General features: G+C 64.8%; 17 protein-coding genes. 6 read left to right on the plus strand and 11 right to left on the minus strand.

Annotated features, from left to right (window positions below; translation table 11 throughout):
* Positions 1–16: 16 nt before the first annotated feature.
* The 8 genes from ACE3QP_RS09045 to ACE3QP_RS09080 all read right to left on the minus strand — a co-directional run bounded on the left by ACE3QP_RS09045 (position 17) and on the right by ACE3QP_RS09080 (position 8,581).
* Complete coding sequence (locus tag ACE3QP_RS09045; RefSeq protein ID WP_374435371.1) at positions 17–433, minus strand: RidA family protein; 417 nt, start codon at positions 431–433, stop codon at positions 17–19.
* Positions 426–854 (minus strand): acyl-CoA thioesterase, encoded by a 429-nt coding sequence (locus ACE3QP_RS09050; RefSeq protein WP_374435373.1) that lies wholly within the window; start codon positions 852–854, stop codon positions 426–428. The genes ACE3QP_RS09045 and ACE3QP_RS09050 overlap by 8 nt, the downstream gene beginning before the upstream one ends.
* Positions 851–2,464 carry an AMP-binding protein gene (locus ACE3QP_RS09055; RefSeq protein ID WP_374435375.1) on the minus strand — a complete coding sequence of 538 codons (1,614 nt, stop codon included), beginning with the start codon at positions 2,462–2,464 and terminating at the stop codon, positions 851–853. Before ACE3QP_RS09055 ends, ACE3QP_RS09050 begins: the two co-directional genes overlap by 4 nt.
* A gap of 2 nt (positions 2,465–2,466) precedes the next feature.
* On the minus strand, positions 2,467–3,603 hold the full coding sequence (locus ACE3QP_RS09060; protein ID WP_374435377.1) for an acyl-CoA dehydrogenase family protein: 1,137 nt from the start codon (positions 3,601–3,603) through the stop codon (positions 2,467–2,469).
* A 541-nt stretch (positions 3,604–4,144) separates the two neighbouring features.
* On the minus strand, positions 4,145–4,996 hold the full coding sequence (locus ACE3QP_RS09065; protein WP_374435379.1) for an enoyl-CoA hydratase family protein: 852 nt from the start codon (positions 4,994–4,996) through the stop codon (positions 4,145–4,147).
* Positions 4,993–5,502: a MarR family winged helix-turn-helix transcriptional regulator gene (locus ACE3QP_RS09070; RefSeq protein ID WP_374435381.1), complete on the minus strand. Its 510-nt coding sequence runs from the start codon at positions 5,500–5,502 to the stop codon at positions 4,993–4,995. The genes ACE3QP_RS09065 and ACE3QP_RS09070 overlap by 4 nt, the downstream gene beginning before the upstream one ends.
* Positions 5,499–6,254: an SDR family NAD(P)-dependent oxidoreductase gene (locus tag ACE3QP_RS09075; RefSeq protein ID WP_374435383.1), complete on the minus strand. Its 756-nt coding sequence runs from the start codon at positions 6,252–6,254 to the stop codon at positions 5,499–5,501. Before ACE3QP_RS09075 ends, ACE3QP_RS09070 begins: the two co-directional genes overlap by 4 nt.
* A complete protein-coding gene (locus ACE3QP_RS09080) occupies positions 6,251–8,581 on the minus strand; it encodes a bifunctional salicylyl-CoA 5-hydroxylase/oxidoreductase (RefSeq protein ID WP_374435385.1) in 2,331 nt (776 codons plus the stop codon). Before ACE3QP_RS09080 ends, ACE3QP_RS09075 begins: the two co-directional genes overlap by 4 nt.
* Positions 8,582–8,735: 154 nt before the next feature.
* On the opposite strand from ACE3QP_RS09080, the gene rfbF reads away from it, so the two are divergent.
* The 6 genes from rfbF (at position 8,736) to ACE3QP_RS09110 (ending at position 15,526) form a co-directional block, all read left to right on the plus strand.
* Positions 8,736–9,506, plus strand: a complete 771-nt coding sequence (rfbF, locus tag ACE3QP_RS09085; RefSeq protein WP_374435386.1) for a glucose-1-phosphate cytidylyltransferase — start codon at positions 8,736–8,738, stop codon at positions 9,504–9,506.
* A gap of 184 nt (positions 9,507–9,690) precedes the next feature.
* Positions 9,691–11,508 carry a thiamine pyrophosphate-binding protein gene (locus ACE3QP_RS09090; RefSeq protein WP_374435388.1) on the plus strand — a complete coding sequence of 606 codons (1,818 nt, stop codon included), beginning with the start codon at positions 9,691–9,693 and terminating at the stop codon, positions 11,506–11,508.
* Positions 11,498–12,547 (plus strand): FkbM family methyltransferase, encoded by a 1,050-nt coding sequence (locus ACE3QP_RS09095; RefSeq protein WP_374435389.1) that lies wholly within the window; start codon positions 11,498–11,500, stop codon positions 12,545–12,547. Before ACE3QP_RS09090 ends, ACE3QP_RS09095 begins: the two co-directional genes overlap by 11 nt.
* Position 12,548: 1 nt before the next feature.
* Positions 12,549–13,637, plus strand: a complete 1,089-nt coding sequence (locus tag ACE3QP_RS09100) for an N-acetylneuraminate synthase family protein (RefSeq protein WP_374435391.1) — start codon at positions 12,549–12,551, stop codon at positions 13,635–13,637.
* A gap of 4 nt (positions 13,638–13,641) precedes the next feature.
* Complete coding sequence (locus tag ACE3QP_RS09105; RefSeq protein WP_374435393.1) at positions 13,642–14,667, plus strand: NAD-dependent epimerase/dehydratase family protein; 1,026 nt, start codon at positions 13,642–13,644, stop codon at positions 14,665–14,667.
* Between the two features lies 1 nt (position 14,668).
* A complete protein-coding gene (locus tag ACE3QP_RS09110; protein ID WP_374435395.1) occupies positions 14,669–15,526 on the plus strand; it encodes a class I SAM-dependent methyltransferase in 858 nt (285 codons plus the stop codon).
* 44 nt (positions 15,527–15,570) lie between these two features.
* Here ACE3QP_RS09110 and ACE3QP_RS09115 read toward each other — a convergent pair whose 3' ends face one another.
* The 3 genes from ACE3QP_RS09115 to ACE3QP_RS09125 form a co-directional block, all read right to left on the minus strand.
* The gene (locus ACE3QP_RS09115) at positions 15,571–17,082 is read right to left on the minus strand and encodes a hypothetical protein (RefSeq protein ID WP_374435396.1); all 1,512 of its coding nucleotides are present in this window, start codon (positions 17,080–17,082) and stop codon (positions 15,571–15,573) included.
* A gap of 126 nt (positions 17,083–17,208) precedes the next feature.
* Positions 17,209–17,631 carry a GtrA family protein gene (locus ACE3QP_RS09120; protein WP_374435398.1) on the minus strand — a complete coding sequence of 141 codons (423 nt, stop codon included), beginning with the start codon at positions 17,629–17,631 and terminating at the stop codon, positions 17,209–17,211.
* Positions 17,628–18,617, minus strand: a complete 990-nt coding sequence (locus ACE3QP_RS09125; RefSeq protein ID WP_374435399.1) for a glycosyltransferase family 2 protein — start codon at positions 18,615–18,617, stop codon at positions 17,628–17,630. The genes ACE3QP_RS09120 and ACE3QP_RS09125 overlap by 4 nt, the downstream gene beginning before the upstream one ends.
* Positions 18,618–18,639: the final 22 nt, after the last annotated feature.

The raw sequence follows: 18,639 nt of genomic DNA on the forward strand, positions 1-18,639 counted from the left end.
CCGGTCCCGCAATCCTTCAAGGCACCACGGCGGTGCACTCAATCTCGACCTTGGCGCGGTCCTCGATCAAGGCCACCACCTGGACGGCGCTCATGGCCACCGCGTAGTTGCCGATCAGCTCCTTGTAGGCCTGGCCCACGGCGCGGCCGGCGGCCAGGTATTCGCGCTTGTCGGTCACGTACCAGGTCATGCGCACGATGTGCTCGGGCCCGGCACCGGCGGCGGCCAGCACGGCCAGCACGTTCAAAAGGGCCTGGCGCGCCTGTTCGGCAAAGTCGTCGGAGTGAAACTGCTGCTGCGCGTCCCAGCCGATCATGCCGGCCACAAAGACCTGGCGGCCCTGGGCCGCCACGCCATTGGCATAGCCCCGCGGGCGCGGCCAGCCCTCGGGCAGCAGGGTCTGATGGGGAGAAGGCTTGAAGACATCAGCCATGGGCGGCCTCCGCGTTGAAGCGCTGCAGCGCCGCCAGTACATCGGCGGGCAGCTCCATGGCGCGATGGGTGTCGAGATCGGTGCTGACGAGGGTCTGGCGCGCCGCCACGCGCAGCTCGCCGCCAGCGCCGCGCAGTTCCAGCGCCAGCGTGAACGAGCGCCGGCCAATGCGTTCCAGACCCAGGCTCAAGCGCACCGCATCGGCCTGGCGGCTGACGGCGCGGAACTCGGTGTTCAGCGCCACCGTGGGCAGGCCGACGCGACGCGGGCCGAGCAGATCGGCGTAGTCGATGTGCAAGGCCTCGTTGAACCAGTCCTCCACCAGGCCCTGGAACAACACGAAGACCTGTGGGAAGAAGACGATGCCAGCCGGGTCGCAATGGCTGAAGCGGATGCGTTCAGGCTTCTCAAAGCGGTTCATCCGAGCTCCTTCAGCTTGAAGCGCTGCAGTTTGCCCGTCTGGGTGCGCGGCAGCGCCTCCACGAACACCACTGAGCGCGGGTACTTGTAGGGCGCCACCGTGGCCTTCACATGCTCCTGCAGGGCCTTGGCCAGTTCCGGCCCGGCGGCAAAGCCCGGGCGCAGCACCACGCAGGCCTTGACGATCTGGCCGCGCTCCTCGTCCGGCACGCCGGTGGCGCCGCATTCGGCCACCGCCGGGTGGCTCATCAGCGCCTCCTCCACCTCGGGCGCGGCAATGTTGTAGCCGGCCGAGATGATCATGTCGTCGGTGCGGGCGTGGTAATGAAAGTAGCCCTCGGCGTCCATCGAATAGGCGTCGCCGGTGTAGTTCCAGCCGTCCTTGACGTACACGGCCTGGCGCGCATCGTTCAGGTAGCGGCAGCCGGTCGGGCCCTTGACGCGCAGCTTGCCCACCTCGCCCGGCGGCAGCGGGCGGCCGTCCTCGTCCACCACCTCGGCGCGGTAGCCGGGGATGGCCTTGCCGGTGGCGCCGGGCCGGGCCGCTTTTTCATCGGCCGAGATGAAGATGTGCAGCAGCTCGGTGGCGCCGATGCCGTCGATCAGTTCGATGCCGGTGGCCTGCTTCCAGAGCGCGCGGGTGGCGGCGGGCAGGGCCTCGCCGGCGCTCACGCATTTGCGCAGCCGCGTGGCGCGGATGGCGTCGCCCTGCTGGGCCAGCACGCGGTAGTTCGTGGGCGCAGTGAAGAGCACGGTGCCGCCGTACTGCCGCAGGCCTTCAAGCAGTTGCGGCGGCGCGGCCTTCTCCAGCAGCGCCGTGCTGGCACCAATGCTCATCGGGAACAGCACCAGGCCGCCCAGGCCGAAAGTGAAGCCGAGCGGCGGGCTGCCCATGAAGACGTCGTCGGCCTGGGCCTTCAGCACATGCGGCGGCCAGCAGGCACAGATGGCCATCACGTCGCGATGGAAGTGCATGGTGGCCTTGGGGATGCCGGTGGTGCCGGAGGTGAAGGCCAGGATGCAGGTGTCGTCGGCGGCGGTGGCCACGTTCTGGAAGGGCGCGTCGTGCCGGGCCATCAGCGCCTCCAACCCGCCCTCGCCTTCCTGACGGTAGCAGCGGATCTGGCGCAGCTGCAGGCTGGCGGCCGCGGCTTCGAGCAGGTCGGCCGCCAGCGTCGCATCGCAGAGCGCATGCGAGACCTGGGCGATCTCGATCATGGTCTTGAGCTCCTTGGCGCGCAGCAGCGGCATGGTGGCCACGGCGATGCCACCGGCCTTCATCACCCCGAACCAGCAGGCCACGGCCATGGGGTGGTTGGGCCCGCGCAGCAGCACCCGGTTGCCGGGCACCAGGCCCATGTCCTGCACCAGCACCTGGGCGATGCGGTCGGCCTGCTCGCGCAGCTGGCGGTAGGTCCAGCGGATACCGCTGCCCTGCAGGCACAGGCGCTCGCCCCAGCCCTTCTCATCGATGGCTTTGTCCAGCAGCTCGGTGGCGCAATTCAGTTGGGCGGGGAACTGCAGGTCGGGCAGCTCGAACAGGAACTCGGGCCACTGCTCGCGCGGCGGCAGGTGCTCGGCGGCGAAGCGGTCAACGTGCGCGGTGGACATGCTCAGTTCCCCTTCAGGAGTTCTCGACCAATGATGAGTTGCTGCACTTCGGAAGCACCTTCGTAGATGCGCAGCGAACGGATCTCGCGGTACAGGCGCTCGACCATCTGGCCGCTCACCACGCCCAGGCCGCCATGCAGCTGCAGTGCGGCATCGATGACCTGCTGTGCGCCCTCGGTGGCGGCCAGCTTGGCCATCGCGGCCTCCTTGGTGACGGGCCGGCCCTGGTCGCGCTGCCAGGCGGCGCGGTAGGTCAGCAGGGCCGCGCTGTCGAGCGTGAGCGCCATCTGCGCAAGCTTGGCTTGTGTGAGCTGGAAGTCGGCCAGCAGGCCGCCGAACATGGCGCGGCTCTGGGCGCGCTGCAGACCTTCATGCAGCGCGCGGCGGCCAAAGCCCAGCGCGGCGGCGGCGACCGAGCAGCGGAACACGTCCAGCGTGCGCATGGCCAGCTTGAAGCCCTGGCCGGGCTCGCCCAGGCGCTGGCCGATGGGCACGCGGCAGTTGTCGAAGCGCAGGCGCGCCAGCGGGTGCGGGGCAATGACCTCGATGCGCTCCGCGACCTGCAGGCCTGGGGTGTCGGCATCGACGATGAAGGCGGTGATGCCGCGTGCGCCCGGGGCTTCGCCGGTGCGGGCGAACAGCACATAGAAGTCGGCGATGCCGCCGTTGCTGATCCAGGTCTTTTCGCCGTCCAGCACATAGTGTTCACCGTCCAGCCGGGCGCTGCACTGCATGGCGGCCACGTCGGAGCCGGCCTGCGGTTCGGAGAGCGCGAAGGCGGCAATCGCTTCGCCGGCGGCCACGCGCGGCAGGTAGCGCTGCTGCTGCTCGGGTGTGCCGTCCAGGCTGATGGCACCGGAGCCCAGGCCCTGCATGGCGAAGGCGAAATCGGCCAGGCCGTTGTGGAAGGCCAGGGTTTCGCGGATCAGGCAGATGGCGCGGGTGTCGATGCCACGGCCTTGCTGGGCGACGGCGTGATGGAGCCAGCCGGCTTGGCCGAGTTGGTGGACGAGGTGTTTGCAGGTCTGGTCGACGTCGTTGCCGTGGTCGGCGTGGAGTTGCTCGCTAGCCCACGCTGCAAGCCGCTCCTCTAGGTCGCGATGGTGGGGTTCGAAAAAAGGCCAGTCGGTTTGCTTCATGGCTTAGGTCGCTTTGCGTGAGAGCCCGCCGGGTCTCGCCCCGGCAGGCGAGTTCCTTCTGGCGTGACCCAAAAGGAACCAAAAGGTCAAGCCCCGATGCGCATAGGGGCAGCAGCCCAAACAGCCAACAGCCGAGAACCGGCGCAATGGTTGAAGTCCGGGCTGTTCGGCTGTTGGCTGTATGGAGTTCCCCCTATGCCAAGCCGAGGGGCTGAGGCCGGACACAAACAGCCCATGCGGGCTGTTTGTGCCTGCCGAAGGCCAGCGCCTCTGGCGCTGGCACAGAAGAGCGGGCCCGCGCGCGTGAGCGCGCCTCGTGCTCTGACTTGGCGCAACTGTTTGAGCGGAGTGAGCGAAGCGAACGCAGCGAGTTTTGCGCCGGGCCCGCTCTTCGAGCACCGCAGGGCACCCCAGCCGCAGGCTGGGGCGCAGGCATCGGGGTCGCCTTTCTTTGCCTTCATTCTTTGGCGAAGCAAAGAAAGAAGGTCGCCTGCCGGGGCGAAATCCCGGCGGGCTCTCACGACGACACACCAAAGCCACCTCAATCGCCCTTGAACACCGGCCGCTCCTTCCGCACAAACGCCTCATACGCCCGCTTGAAGTCCTGCGTCAGCATGCAGATCGCCTGCGCCTGCGCCTCCGCCTCTATGGCCTGCTCCACCGTCATCGACCACTCCTGATGCAGCATGGTCTTGGTGATGCCATTCGCAAAGGTGGGCCCTGCCACCAGCTGCGCGGCCAACGAATGCGCCTCGGCCAGTAAGGAATCCGGCGCACAGAGCCGATTGAAGAAGCCCCAGCGCTCACCCTCCTCGCCCCCGAGCGAACGCCCGGTATAGAGCAGCTCCGAAGCCCGCCCCTGCCCGACGATGCGCGGCAGCAAGGCGCAGGCGCCCATGTCGCAGCCGGCCAGGCCGACGCGATTGAACAGGAAGGCGGTCTTGCTGCGTGCGGTGCCCAGGCGCAGGTCCGAGGCCATGGCCAGGATGGCGCCGGCGCCCGCGCACACGCCGTCGATGGCCGCCACGATGGGCTGCGGGCATTGGCGCATCGCCAGCACCAGGTCGCCCGTCATGCGCGTGAACATCAAAAGCTCGGGCGCGGGAAGCTCGATCAGCGGCCCGATGATTTCGTGCACGTCGCCGCCGGAGCAGAAGTTCTCCCCCGCGCCGGCCAGCACCACGGCGTGCACGTCGGTGGCGCACTTCAGGCTGCGGAACAGATCGCGCAGCTCCGCGTAGCTGTCGAAGGTCAGCGGGTTCTTGCGCTCGGGGCGGTTGAGCGTGATGGTGGCCACGCCGCCCTCGCAGTGCCAGCGGAAGTGGCGCGCCTCGTAGGCCGCCAGCTCGCGGCGGTTGCCGGCAGCCAGGGCCGGGTCCAGGGGTTTGCTCATGCCTTGTTCTCCGGTTGGGCCAGGTGCACGCGCAGCTGCCCCAGCAATTCGTACAAACGGTTCGCACCTTCAAAGCCACCCAGCAGCTCGATCAGCCAGGCCTCGTGCTCGGCGGCCATGGCCAGGAAGTGGCTGCGGCCCTGCGCGGTGAGCTTGAGGATCCAGCTGCGCCGGTCCTCGGGGTCGGGCAGGCGCTGCACGAAGCCCTCGGCTTCGAGCTGGTCGGTCAGGCCGGTCACATTGCCGCCGCTGACCATCAGGTAGCTGCCGAGCTGCTTCATGCGCAACCCTTCCGGGTGGCGCTCCAGCTGGGCCAGGTAGTCGAAGCGCGGCAGCGTCGTGGCAAAGCGCTGGCGCAGCCGGGTGCGGATCTCCTGCTCGATCTGCGTGCTGCAACTGAGCAGGCGCAGCCACAGGCGCACGGTGCTGTGGTCTTCCAGCACGCTGCGTGCCTCGCGGCCGATGGCCTCCTCGCCCAGCACCGCGGCGAGCTTGGCGGGCTTCAATTCATCACCTCGCCACCGCTGACCGAGATGGCCTGGCCGGTGATCGAGGCCGCGCCGGCGCTGCACAGCCAGGCCACGGTGTCGGCCACCTCCTCGGGCTGGATCAGGCGGCCCTGCGGGTTGTGGCGCGCAAACTCGGCGCGCGCCGCCTCCACGCTGCGGCCGGTCTTCCCGACCACGTTCTCGATCGAGCGCTGCAGCAGCTCGGTGTCGGTGTAGCCGGGGCAGACGGCATTGACGGTGATGCCCTTGCCGGCCAGCTCCAGCGCGGCCGAGCGCGTCAGGCCCAGCACGCCATGCTTGGCCGCGGCGTAGGCGGCCACATAGGCATAGCCGCGCTGCGCGGCCGTGCTGGCCACATTGACCACGCGGCCCCAGCCGGCCGCCTTCATGCCCGGCAGCGCGGCGCGCAGGCAGAAGAAGCTGCCGCTCAGGTTCACGGCCAGCATCTGCGCCCAGAGCTCGTCGCTGGTGCGCTCCAGCGGACTGCTGAGCGCCTGGCCGGCGTTGTTGACGAGGATGTGCACGGGATCGATGGCTGCAAACGCCGCCTCGACGGCGCGCGGGTTGCTGACATCGCACACCAGCGCATGGGCCTGCAGCTCGTTGGCGAGCTGCTGCAGGGGATCGAGCTGACGCCCCAGCAGCGTGAGCCGCGCGCCTTCCCCGGCCAGACGGCGTGCGATGGCCGCGCCAATGCCCTTGCCCGCGCCCGTCACGACGGCATGCCGTCCTTGCAAGTGGGTGCTCATGATTTGCCCCCGGCGGCGGAGGCGCGCGCGAAGCCGGCTTCGAGCTGCGGCTTGGCGCTGCGGTAGGGTTTGGGCCAGGCCAGGTCCTTGAAGCCGATGCGTGCGGCCTCGGTCAGCGTCCAGGCCGGGTTGGCCAGATGCGGTCGGGCCACGGCGCAAAGGTCGGCACGGCCGGCCGCGATGATGGTGTTGACGTGATCGGCCTCGCTGATCGCGCCGACCGCGATGGTGGGGATGCCGGCTTCCTGGCGGATGCGGTCGGCAAAGGGCGTCTGGAACATGCGCCCGTAGGTGGGCTTCTGCTTCTTGCTGACCTGGCCGGAGGAGCAGTCGATCAGGTCCGCGCCCGCTTCCTTGAAAGCACGCGCGATCTGCACCGCATCAGCCGGCGTGATGCCGCCCTCGACCCAGTCGTGCGCCGAGATGCGCACCGAGATCGGCAAATGCTCCGGCCAGACGGCGCGAAGGGCGGCGAACACCTCCAGCGGGTAGCGCAGGCGGTTTGCAAGCGTGCCGCCGTAGTCGTCCTCGCGCCAGTTCGTCAGCGGTGAAATGAAGCTGGACAGCAGATAGCCATGCGCGCAATGCAGCTCCAGCCAGTCGAAACCCGCGGCGGCGGCGCGGCGCGTGGCGGCCACGAAGTCGGCCGTCACGCGGTCCATGTCGGCGCGCGTCATCGCCTGGGCGAAGGCGCTCACGCCCTCCAGGTACTGCTGGCCCGAAGCGGCCAGCAGCGGCCAATTCGGCTCGGGGCCATCGGCCGGCAGCGGCAGGTCCTCGCCATCCCAGGGCCGGCGCGTCGATCCTTTGGGGCCTGCGTGGCCGAGCTGCATGCCGATCTTGGCGTCGCTCTGCCTGTGCACCCACTCGACGATGCGCGCCCAGGCTTCGCCCTGCGCATCTGTCCACAAGCCCGGGCAACCCGGGGTGATGCGGGCGTCGCGGCTCACGCAGGTCATCTCGGCCATCACCAGGGCCGCGCCGCCCACGGCGCGGGCGCCCAGGTGGACGAGGTGGTAGCCGCCCACCAGGCCGTCTTCGGCCATGTACTGCGCCATCGGCGAGACGATGACGCGGTTTTTCAGCGTCACTCCACGCACCGTGTAGGGCGTGAACATCGGTGGCACGGGCTTGTCGGCCTGCAGCGGCGTGCGCGCCGCCAGCCAGCGCTCGTAGCCCTCCAGCCAGGCCTTGTCGCGCAGGCGCAGGTTTTCGTGGCTGATGCGCTGGCTGCGCGTCAGCATCGAGTACATGAACTGCTCGGGCTCCAGTTGGTCGCAATAGCGCTCGCCGCAGACCTCGAACCATTCCATCGCGTTCCAGGCGGCGTTCTGGATCTTCAGGGTCTCAACGCGGCGCAGCTCCTGGTAGCGCGCCAGCACGGCCGGGATCTGCTCGACCCCATGGCCGGCCAGTTCGAACTGGTTGGCCAGCTCGATCGCGTCCTCGATCGCCAGCTTGGTGCCGGAGCCGATGGCGAAATGCGCGGTGTGCACCGCGTCGCCCATCAGCACCACATGCGCGCCCTGGTCATTGCGCAGCCACCACTGGCCGCACACCACGCGCTGGAAGTTCAGCCAGGCCGAGCCGCGCAGGTGGCGGGCATTGCTGAGCAGCTCGGCGCCCTCCAGCGTCTCAGCGAACAGGCCCTCGCAGAAGCGGATCGACTCCTCGGGCCCGGCGCGGTCCAGCCCATGAGCGAGCCAGACGGACTCCGGGCACTCGACGATGAAGGTGCTGGTCTCCTGGTCGAACTGGTAGATGTGCGCCTGGAACCAGCCATGCGGCGTGCGGCGGAAGTCGAAGGTGAAGGCCTCGAACAGCTTCTTCACGCCCAGCCAGATGTAGCGGTTGGGCCGGGTGATAAGTTCCGGCTGGAAGGTGGCGGCGTAGCGGTTGCGGATACGCGAGTTGATGCCGTCGCTGGCAACGATCAGGTCGGCGTCGGCGAACGCCAGGTCGGACTCGACCTCGCTGTCAAAGCAGAGTTCGACGCCCAGCTCCTCGCAGCGCGCCTGCAGGATGTTGAGCAGCTTCTTGCGCCCGATGCCCACGAACCCATGTCCACCCGAGCGGATACGGCGGCCCTTGAAGCGCAGCTCGATGTCGTCCCAATGCGCGAACGAGGCCTCGATGGCGGCGGCGGTGGCCGCATCGCAGCGCTGCATGTTCTCCATCGTCGCGTCGGAAAACACCACGCCCCAGCCGAAGGTGTCGTAGGGGCGGTTGCGCTCCACCACGCGCACGCGGTGCTCGGGGTGGCGGGCCTTCATCAGCAGGCCGAAGTACAGGCCGGCCGGGCCGCCACCGATGCAGACGATGTTCATGCGGACGCTCCGAGTTGAATCGATTGGCGTTTACTTTATGAATTAATCATTTAGTTCACAAGCATATCGGCAACAGGGAATCCCGCCGGCATGCTCGCAGGTCTGCATGGCTACACTCGGTCGCACCTCCGCAACCGCAGCAAAGCCAACACCGATGAAGGCTGTCATCCTGGCCGGCGGCATGGGCACTCGCATCGCGGAAGAGACCCATCTGCGGCCCAAACCCATGATCGAAATCGGCGGCCAGCCGATCCTCTGGCACATCATGAAGATCTATGCCGCCCATGGGGTGCAGGACTTCGTTGTCTGCTGCGGCTACAAGGGTTATCTGATCAAGGAGTACTTCGCCAACTTCGTGCTCCATCGCTCCGATGTGACCTTTGACTTGTCGAGCGGCACCATGGAGGTCCATGAGCGCCATGTCGAGCCCTGGCGAGTGACTTTGGTGGACACCGGCGAGAACTCGGGCACGGGCGGACGCCTACGAAAGGTGTCACCGTATCTGCGCAATGAAGACGATTTCTGCTTTACCTATGGCGATGGCGTTGCCGACATCAATGTCACTGCGTTGATCGCTAAGCACCGCCATTCGGGCCTGCTGGCGACGGTGACTGCCGCCGTGCCCCCCGGTCGCTTCGGGGCGCTGGATATCGAAGGCGATCGCATCAGAGCTTTCAGGGAAAAACCACGCGGTGACGGGGGGGTGGTCAATGCCGGCTTTTTCGTCCTGCAACCCTCGGTGCTCGATCTGATTGACGATGAAGCCACCGCCTGGGAGCAGGCGCCCGTGGAGCGCCTGGCCACTGCGGGACAACTGGGCGTGTACCAGCATCCCGGCTTCTGGCACCCAATGGACACATTGAGAGATCGCACCCATCTGGAGCAGCTCTGGGCCGAAGGGCGCGCGCCCTGGAAGTGCTGGTGACCTCTGCACCGCGACGTCGACCCTCCCCTCTATTGCCCTCAACAGGCACCCAGCAAGCCGGGCACCCTCCAACAAGCCTCCAATCTCACGACATGAAGAGTGTTTCCCTGAGTGCAGCTCCCTGCCTACTGGCATCCCAGCCAGCGCGCTGTGACAAGCGCGCGGCGCCCACGAGTGCGCGAGCATGAGCCGTCCCCTCAACGCGTCGCAACGTGTGGCCGGCTGGCTCGCCGCACAGGGGCTGGAACAGGTGTTTGCCGTCACCGGCGGTGGCGCCATGTTCCTCAATCATGCATTGGCCACGGAGCCCGGACTGCACATGCAGTTCATGCACCATGAGCAGGCCTGTGCCATGGCCGCCGAAGGCTATGCCCGACTTGCCAACAAGCCAGCGCTGGTCAACGTCACGACCGGACCCGGCGGTCTGAACGCGCTCAACGGGGTGTGGGGTGCGTTCACCGATTCGGTGCCCATGATCGTGGTGTCCGGCCAGGTGAAGCGTGCCACCGCACTCAGCCACACCCCAGTAGCGGGGCTGCGGCAGTTGGGCGACCAGGAGCTGCCCATCGTTGATGTCGTACGCCCGCTGGTGAAGGGCGCTTGGGCAATTGCGTCGCTCGCAGAACTGGGTGAGGTGCTGCCACAGGCCTGGGCGCTGGCTACCCAGGGGCGGCCAGGGCCGGTTTGGCTGGACATCCCGATTGATCTGCAGTCTTCACCGGAACCCTTTGAGTTCATCCCGGTACCGACGGCCCAGCCAAAGGCAGCCGACGCAGAACAGGTGCAGACCGCGCTCCAATGGTTGCAGGAAGCACATCGCCCAGTGCTGCTGGGCGGCAGCGGTGTGCATTGGGCCGGCGCGCGCAGCGAGTTCCTTGAACTGGCCGAGCAGTTGGGGCTGCCCGTCTGCACGGCCTGGACACATGACCTGATCGACAGCTCGCACCCCTTGTTTGCCGGCCGCCCCGGCACGATCGGCACCCGAGCCGGCAATCTGTGTCTGCAGCAGGCTGACCTGGTGCTGGTAGTCGGTTCGCGCCTGAACATCCGGCAGGTCAGCTACAACTGGGCCAGCTTCGCGGCCCATGCTCGCATCGTCATGGTGGATGTGGACCCGGCCGAGCTCAGCAAGCCTCTGGTGAAGCCGCACCTGCCCATTCAGGCCGATGCCCGCTGCTTCCTGCAACAGTTCTTGCAGGCAGCCCGCCGCTCCGAGCTGCCGAACTTCGGGCCTTGGCAGCGGTGGTGCACGGAAATCCAGGACCGCTTCCCTGCCCTTGAGCCGAGCAATGTGAGCGACTCCGATCACATCAATCCGTACGCTGCGGTGCAGGCCTTGTTCGAGGCCCTACCCGAACGGGGAGTGGTGGCCTGCGGAAATGCCAGTGCCTGCATCCTGCCCTTCCAGGTCGGACGTTTGCGCACAGGCCAGCGCCTGTTCAGCAACTCCGGCTCGGCCTCCATGGGCTACGACCTGCCGGCGGCCCTGGGGGCCGCCATCGCAGATCCGACCCGACGTGTGGTCTGCCTGGCCGGCGACGGCAGTCTGCAGATGAATGTGCAGGAGCTGCAAACCCTGCGCGACAGCCAGGCCAATGTCTGCGTCGTGGTGCTGGCCAACGATGGCTATCTGTCCATCCGCCTGAGCCACCAGAACCACTTCGGCACCGTGCTCGGTGCCGATGCCGCTTCGGGCTTGCACTGCCCGGACTATGTGGCCTTGGCGCGCGCGTATGGTTTGCCGGCATTTGACATCCACCACCCCAACGAATTGCAGCGCTTGCGCGAGGCCCTGTACACGATTGGCCCCTTGCTGGTGCAGCTTCATGTTGACCCGCTCCAAGCCTTCTCGCCCAAGTTGCAATCAAGGCTGGACGAGCAAGGACGGTTCCAGACGCCGGAGCTGGATGACGTATTTCCCTTCCTTCCTGCTCGCGAACTAAACGAGTTGCGGCGCAGTGGGCAGGCTATTCGATCGGAGAAGCGCCCTCATGACCGTTGAACCCATCCACATCTTTGGCGCAGGGCTGTTTGCACGGGCGCTGGCGAAGGCGCTGCAGGCACAAGGCCGGCCAGTCGCTGCATTTCTGGTGTCTGGCGCGCCCCCTTCGCCTCAGATCGACGATCTGCCTTGCCGGACCCTTCAGGCGCAAGATCTTGAAGCCGCTCCACTCTGGATTGCGGCCTTCAACCACCGGCATGACTCTGACTACGGCCTGCTGCAGGTTCAACTGTTGGGCTTGAACCCGCACGCCCGGCTGGTCTGGCCCCAGGAGGCTTTCGGCCAAGTCGCCCAAGCCATGGGGTTTCGTTACTGGCTTCACCCTGTCGAGGACTATTCCAAGGCGTCCAGCGAGATTGCCGCTGCACGTGCACGCCTTGAGGATGAGGACAGCCGACGCACGCTGGACGACATCATTCGTTTTCGCTCGGTTCCTGGCTGCTTCGCCATGCCACCCCGCCCCGATCCGGACACGCAGTACCTGCCTTCGTGGCTCCGAGCCGCGCTACAGGCCAGTGGTCGCAGTCAACTCAGAATCGTCGACGGCGGCGCCTACCAAGGCGAAACTTTGCGCGAACTGAACGAGATCGTCCCCATCGCTCACGCTTGGGCTTTTGAGCCCGATCCAGCCAATTTCAAGGTGCTGGCCAAACAGCAATGGGACTACCCGGTGGAATGCATTGCCGCCGGCTTGTCGGATGCGGAGGCCCAGCTTTCGTTCAGCGACGGCGTGGGCGAGGCCAGCAGCATCAGCGAGGCCGGCGCGCTCAAGGTGCGCGTCTGCGCCGTGGATGAGGTGCTGACCAACGCAGAGGTGAACTTCATCAAGCTCGACATCGAGGGCCACGAGCTGCAGGCCCTGCAGGGCGCACGCCGCACCCTGCTGCGCTGCCGACCGGCGCTCGCGATCGCGGCGTATCACCGCTGGGACGATCTTTGGCAACTCAGCAGCTTCATTGCCTCGCTTGGCCTGGGCTACCGCATGCGCCTCAGCGTGCACCAGCACAATAGTTTCGAAACCGTGCTCTTCGCTTACTGATATGGACAAGTGCTTCAGCGATCTCTTCGTACTTGAACTGGCCAACAACCACTGGGGCCGGGTGGAACGTGGCCTGGCCATCATCAAGGCCTTTGCGCAAGTGGTTCGGTTCAACAACGTCAAAGCTGCCATCAAGCTGCAGTTCCGCGATGTTGACCACTTCATCTCCCCGAACTTCAAGGGGCGTGAGGATCTGCGCTACATCAAGAAGACCGAGGCCACAAAGCTCGAACGCCATGAATACGCAACGCTGGTTGATGCAATTCGGGAGCAGGGCTGCATCCCCATGGCGACAGCATTCGACGAGGCCAGCGTGGACCTGTGCGAAGAGTTCGACCTGCCCATCATCAAGGTCGCCAGTTCCGACCTGAACGACTGGTTTCTGCTGGAGCGCATTGCCAAGACGCGCCGCCCAGTCATCGTGTCCACCGGAGGCAGTTCAGAAAAAGACATCGACGACTTGGTGAGCTTTTTCGGCAAGCGGCACATCCCGCTTTCGCTGAACCACTGCGTGTCACTCTATCCTTCCGAGGACGACGAACTGGAACTCAACCAGATCGACTACCTGCGCAAGCGCTATCCCGAGCTGGTGATTGGGTACTCCACGCACGAATACCAGGACTGGCAAAGCTCCATGCTCATCAGTTACGCCAAGGGCGCCAGGACCTGGGAGCGCCATATCGACATCGAGGCCGATGGCATTCCCGTCTCACCTTATTGCTCGCTGCCGCAGCAGGTTGACACTTGGTTCAAGGCGTACCACAAAGCACGCCAGATGTGCGGGGCCAACGGTGGCAGCAAGCGCATACCCAGCCGCCGCGAAGTGGAGTACCTGGATCAGCTGGTGCGTGGCGTGTACCTGAAGCGTGACCTGCCCGCAGGCTACGAGTTTCATCACCAAAGCATTGATCGCGACTTCGTGCTTGCCATCCCCTTGCAGAAGGGCCAGCTGTCGTGTCGCGAGATCATGAACGGCCAAGTGACCGCGCGCGAGCTGAAGGCGGGGCAGGCGCTGATGGTGGATGACCTGTCCGGCCCGTATGCGAACACACCGGCTTTGCGCGAACTGATCTACAACCGCGGCATCTGAGACCTTGCCGACCCTGCCTGACTTTCTCGCCGAAGACTTCGAACGCCTTGGCGAAGCGCTAACCCTGCGCGCGCGCCAGCTCGATGGGCATCGCCTGATCCTCTCAGGTGCAACCGGATTCTTCGGCCAGAACCTGCTGGCGCTTTTCGTGCACCTCTGGCGTGCCGGTGCCCGCTTCGAGGTCACCGCACTAAGCCGCTCCCCTGCCGCATTCGTGGCCGCGCATACGTGGGCCGGCGAGCTACCCTGGCTGCGCTGGGTCCAGGGGAATGCGCGGGAACCCTGGCCAGTGCGGGAGCGTCACGACTTGATGCTGCACGCCGCCACCGACACCCACGCCGCCGCCCATCTCGACCTTCAAGCCGTCTTTGACGAGCAACTCAGCATGGCACGCAATGCAATGGCGTGCGCCGCAGCTTGCGGTGTCCAACGGCTGCTGCTGACCGGCTCCGGAGCGCAGTACGCGGAAGCCACGGCCCCCCTCAAGGAAGACGCAGCTGCCTGTGACCCTGGCAGCCCTTCCAGTGCCTATGGCGAAGGCAAGCGGTGCGCTGAAATGCTCGGCGCGCTGCATGCGCGATTCCACGGAACGGCCATGGTGAACACTCGCTGCTTCGCTTTTGTCGGGCCGGGCCTCGCACTTGACGGGCATTTCGCCATTGGAAATTTCATCAGCAGTGCCCTAGACGGTCGGCCGCTCAAACTGAGCAGCGCCGGCGGCGCCACACGAAGCTATCTGTATGGGGCAGACCTGGCGCTTTGGCTGACTCTGTTGCTGCTCGAAGCGCCTGCCGGCAGCACCTTCAATGTGGGATCCGATCGCGCGCTTACGGTACTGGAACTCGCTCACCGAATCACGTCAGCTTTACACCCCGGATTGGCTATTGAAGTCGGCAGCTCACCGGCCCAGGGTGCCCGCCATTTTTATGTACCCGACACCGGGCGGGCGCGTCGAGCAGGGCTCGATGTCTGGACCTCACTTGACCAAGCCATTGAGCGCACGGCGCGATGGCATCGTGCCGCAATCTGACATGCCTTCGATCGCCAATCGCTGCATAGCCTGCGAGCACAGCCCACCCGAACGTCAACCTGCTGTGTTGATGCCCTTTGTCGCTTGGCGAGCATTTGGCTGGGAGTCGTGCGAGATCACGGCAGACTGGGGGCTTCGCAGTGTTCCTCAGGGGCTGGCGCTGCCACTCTGCAACAGCTTGCATTGCCCGAACTGCGGAATGCTGTTTTTGGATATGCGGTTTGACGATGCGGACATGAGCAGGCTTTACCGCGACTACCGTGGCGACAGCTATGTTCAGGAAAGGGAGCACTTCGAGCCAGGCTATGCCGCACGCAACCAGGCACTGACATCGGATCATCCGCACATCCAAGCTGCCGAGGCTGTGTTGCGTCCATGGCTGCCGGACCAGCCAGCCATCCTCGATTGGGGCGGAGACACTGGCCGCAATACGCCTTTGCGCCAGGTGGCTCGCCTGCACCACATCTACGATATTTCCGGCCGACTGCCTGTAGAAGGCGCGGTGCCGGTGAGCACACCGACTGCGGCGGCCTACGACCTGATTGTGTTGAGCAATGTGCTCGAACATGTTCCCGATCCCAGATCATTGCTCGGTGAGGTGTCGCGAGTCATGTCGCCCTCCAGCAAGTTGTACCTGGAACTCCCGTTCGAAGCACTGATGCGCGAATCCGAAACCCAGCATGGCGCTTGGCGAAGCAAGCGTCACTGGCATGAGCATGTGAATTTCTTCAGTTCGAAGGCCTTGACCTCCCTGATCCAGCGCTCTGGCCTGGAGGTCCTCAGCGCCAACTTCATCAGCCTGCCAGATGGTGCTTTGCAGTTCGCCTGGGTTTGTGGGCCAGCAACAGGGCGGCGCTGAGCCGGCCAGTGGCGCCGCCCAACAAGGGGCACCCCTCAGAGGCGCTAGCTCCTCCAGGGCACACCAAAGTGGCGACGCTGCCCCAAGTAGTAGGCCAGTGAGGCATAGCAAACCAGCGCGTAGAGCAGCACATTCGAAAACAAGATTGCCGGCACGTGGCCCTTGACCGTGAAGATCACGAACGGCAAAAACAACGTTGAGAAACGAAGCAGCAAGGCCAACTCGGCCTTACCGGCGGTGATGCAGGCAAAGCCCATCAGCCAGGTGAGGTACCACTCCTGGTTGGTTGCATTCACCAGAACGAAGTACAGCAGCGTGCTGAGCAGACACAACTCGGCCAGCGCCATTAACCATTCTTCGCGCAGGCGACGCACATAAACGGCCAGGAGAACCGAATAGCCAAGCACATAGGCCAGCTTTAATTCATTGGCGACGCGCGCGTAGGAAAAATAGTTGTCCAGCCAATTAAGCTCAAAGATCACCAGAGAGAAATTGAGGGCCACCATCACGTGGAAGAGGCTGTTGCGGAACACCCCGATCCCTTGGCTGGCCACGCGCATGAACTGGTCGGCGCTTCCTGGGTAGAGCAGGTGAGCCAACGCGGCCATGGCCGCAAAGCCGAGTATCAACAACAGTACAGCGCGTAGGCGCTGCTGCCTTGAGTCCATCGGCCGGATTAGCAGTGCCAGGCAGGCGATGGGCAGATAGATAAGTGCAAAGTATTTGGTGCTGAAGGCCACGCCAAGCGCGACACCGGCCCACATCGCGCGCCCTTGCTTGAGCATCATCAAGGTTGCCAGCACGGCGACGTTCATAAAGTGATCGTTGTGCGCGCAAGTCTGGATGGCAAACAGGATTACCGGGTTGAGCGCGTACAGAAAGAGCGCCGGAACAGCCATGCGCGCTGGCGCCAGCCGATAAACCAGCCAGCTGGCCACGCCATGCAGCAGTCCGTTCACGATCTTGTAGATGACCAGAGCCAACTTGTCGCTGCCGAGCGAAATCGCCGCGACGCCTGCTGCCAGCTTCTGGAAAACCGGGCCATATCCGGTAGTCCCAGCCAGAAATCCCGGGAAGACATTCGCAAACATGGGCTCCGTCAGCGCGCCAGGCACCTTGCTCATGGAGACCAGATACGGATTCAAGCCGTAGTGTGACTCCAACCAGCCCGTGCCAATGTAGAAGAAAACATCCGGGCTCACCCAAGGCATCCCCAGGCTGTAGACCAGGGTCAGCAGCGCGCCATAGGCAGCTACTCGACGCACGGAAACGCTGCCGGGCGCCGCCTCCCAAAGTCGCAGGGCGATACGCGCATAAACGAGTCCGATTGCCAGCATCAGCGCGAAGTGCATCGCGCGCCCAAAGTCCACTGGGTCGCCTATGGACCAACGTTCGCCCTCATAGGCGCCAAGGAAGTAGTCGAACTCGAATCGCGTCAGCACCAATGGGCTTTGCAGCCACAGTGGCACCGAAGGGAGCATTGCGAGCAAGGATAGTGCCGCGTAGACAAGCCACAAGCGCCGGGAGCCGGCCGGGAACGGGTGAAGGTTGTTCATCGTGCCTTGTTGGATCGGCCTGTTTGACGTCGGCCCACGGTCATCCGAGCGACCGGATGCGATTGAGTGGGGGTGGAGTATCTGGCGCAGTCGGGCGACTCCTGCGTATGCACGGTCCACCACGGGTCACTGCCGTGGCTCTTCCTTGCGAACGAACACCAAATGTTGGTTCAACAGCCACCCCGCCATAACGGCCACCACAGTGGCACAAGCCTGAGCCCACCAGGCGCTCCGCTCCAAGACGCCCACCACCAAGCCATGGATCAGCAGACCCAGTACCAATATGCCCAAATAGCCAAACTGGCTTCGCATCCAAGCGTGCAGCAGGCCGGAGCGGGTACGCGGCCAGCCGCGCCGAAAAACGAGTCGACCCTGGCTGAAAAAAGCAAAGCTCACCGCAAGCACGTGGGCAATCACCACAATGAACAAATAAGGCACATGGTCACGCAGACCCAGGTAGCAGACGGCAAAGATGCCGTAGCCGGCTCCGGTGTTCAGCAGACCAACCAGCAAATACCGCGCAAAATCCGGCCACGCCACAGCCTTCACTCGTCGCCCATGCGCATCGCTGGCTGAGCGGAGTGGGAGGGCAAGCTGGAAGCTGCCGGTAGGTTGACCCGTTCCCGCTCAATCACCAAAGGCCGACGAACCACCTGGGTGTGGATCGCGGACACATACTCGCCCAGAATGCCGATAAACAGCAATTGCACCGCCCCAAAGAAGAACAGCCCAATCACCAATGGTGCGGTGCCCAACGCAAACTGATCCCACCACACCAACTTTGCAACCAAATAGCCCAGCGACACCATCAGACTCAGCGTGCTGAGCAAGAAGCCCGCCATCGTCGCCAGACGCAGAGGCATTTTCGAGTGACTGGTCACACCTAGCATGGCCAAGTCATACAGGGTGTAGAAGTTGTTCTTGGTGATCCCACGCTTACGCCGTGCCTGCTCGAATTCGACGGTGGCATAACCGATGCCAAGGTCGGAAATCAGCCCTCGAAAGTACGGGTAAGGATCACCAAGCTCGCGAACGATCTGCACAACCGATCGGTCGTATAGGCCAAACCCCGTGAAGTTCGGAATCAGCTTGATGTCGGACATGCGCCCCAGCACCCGGTAGTACAGCCGACGAAGCACCGCCATGGCCCAGGTTTCCCGGCTCGAAGGCTTGACTCCGACCACGATCAGATGCCCCTCGCGCCACCGCTGCAGAAACTGCCGGATCAGTTCCGGCGGGTCTTGTAGATCGCTCGCCATCGCAATGATGGCGGCCCCCTGGGCCTGATACATGCCATGCAAGGGGGAGCGGATATGTCCAAAGTTGCGAGCATTGACGATCAGTTTGACCCGCGGGTCCGCTGCCGCGAGCCTCTTAACCTCGGCCACCGTCCCATCGGTGGAACCGTTGTCCACATAAATGTGCTCGAAGTCGTACTCGCTTTGCCCGTCGAACTGGGCCTTGATACGCCGATGGAGCTCTTCAACGTTGCCCTCCTCATTGAGGCAACTCGTGACGATGGAGATCAGGAGCATGTGGGGATTCTCACTGGTACAG

Origin of the sequence: Inhella sp., from assembly GCF_041912635.1 — a bacterium.
GTDB lineage: Bacteria > Pseudomonadota > Gammaproteobacteria > Burkholderiales > Burkholderiaceae_C > Inhella.

What these genes read in the sequence shown, in the direction of transcription:
- ACE3QP_RS09055 (WP_374435375.1), bottom strand. Translation starts at nt 2,464, where the DNA reads ATGTCCACCGCGCACGTTGACCGCTTCGCCGCCGAGCACCTGCCGCCG.
- ACE3QP_RS09115 (WP_374435396.1), bottom strand. Translation starts at nt 17,082, where the DNA reads ATGAACAACCTTCACCCGTTCCCGGCCGGCTCCCGGCGCTTGTGGCTT.
- rfbF (WP_374435386.1), top strand. Translation starts at nt 8,736, where the DNA reads ATGAAGGCTGTCATCCTGGCCGGCGGCATGGGCACTCGCATCGCGGAA.
- ACE3QP_RS09095 (WP_374435389.1), top strand. Translation starts at nt 11,498, where the DNA reads ATGACCGTTGAACCCATCCACATCTTTGGCGCAGGGCTGTTTGCACGG.
- ACE3QP_RS09100 (WP_374435391.1), top strand. Translation starts at nt 12,549, where the DNA reads ATGGACAAGTGCTTCAGCGATCTCTTCGTACTTGAACTGGCCAACAAC.
- ACE3QP_RS09045 (WP_374435371.1), bottom strand. Translation starts at nt 433, where the DNA reads ATGGCTGATGTCTTCAAGCCTTCTCCCCATCAGACCCTGCTGCCCGAG.
- ACE3QP_RS09075 (WP_374435383.1), bottom strand. Translation starts at nt 6,254, where the DNA reads ATGAGCACCCACTTGCAAGGACGGCATGCCGTCGTGACGGGCGCGGGC.
- ACE3QP_RS09080 (WP_374435385.1), bottom strand. Translation starts at nt 8,581, where the DNA reads ATGAACATCGTCTGCATCGGTGGCGGCCCGGCCGGCCTGTACTTCGGC.
- ACE3QP_RS09090 (WP_374435388.1), top strand. Translation starts at nt 9,691, where the DNA reads ATGAGCCGTCCCCTCAACGCGTCGCAACGTGTGGCCGGCTGGCTCGCC.
- ACE3QP_RS09125 (WP_374435399.1), bottom strand. Translation starts at nt 18,617, where the DNA reads ATGCTCCTGATCTCCATCGTCACGAGTTGCCTCAATGAGGAGGGCAAC.
- ACE3QP_RS09060 (WP_374435377.1), bottom strand. Translation starts at nt 3,603, where the DNA reads ATGAAGCAAACCGACTGGCCTTTTTTCGAACCCCACCATCGCGACCTA.
- ACE3QP_RS09065 (WP_374435379.1), bottom strand. Translation starts at nt 4,996, where the DNA reads ATGAGCAAACCCCTGGACCCGGCCCTGGCTGCCGGCAACCGCCGCGAG.
- ACE3QP_RS09110 (WP_374435395.1), top strand. Translation starts at nt 14,669, where the DNA reads ATGCCTTCGATCGCCAATCGCTGCATAGCCTGCGAGCACAGCCCACCC.
- ACE3QP_RS09050 (WP_374435373.1), bottom strand. Translation starts at nt 854, where the DNA reads ATGAACCGCTTTGAGAAGCCTGAACGCATCCGCTTCAGCCATTGCGAC.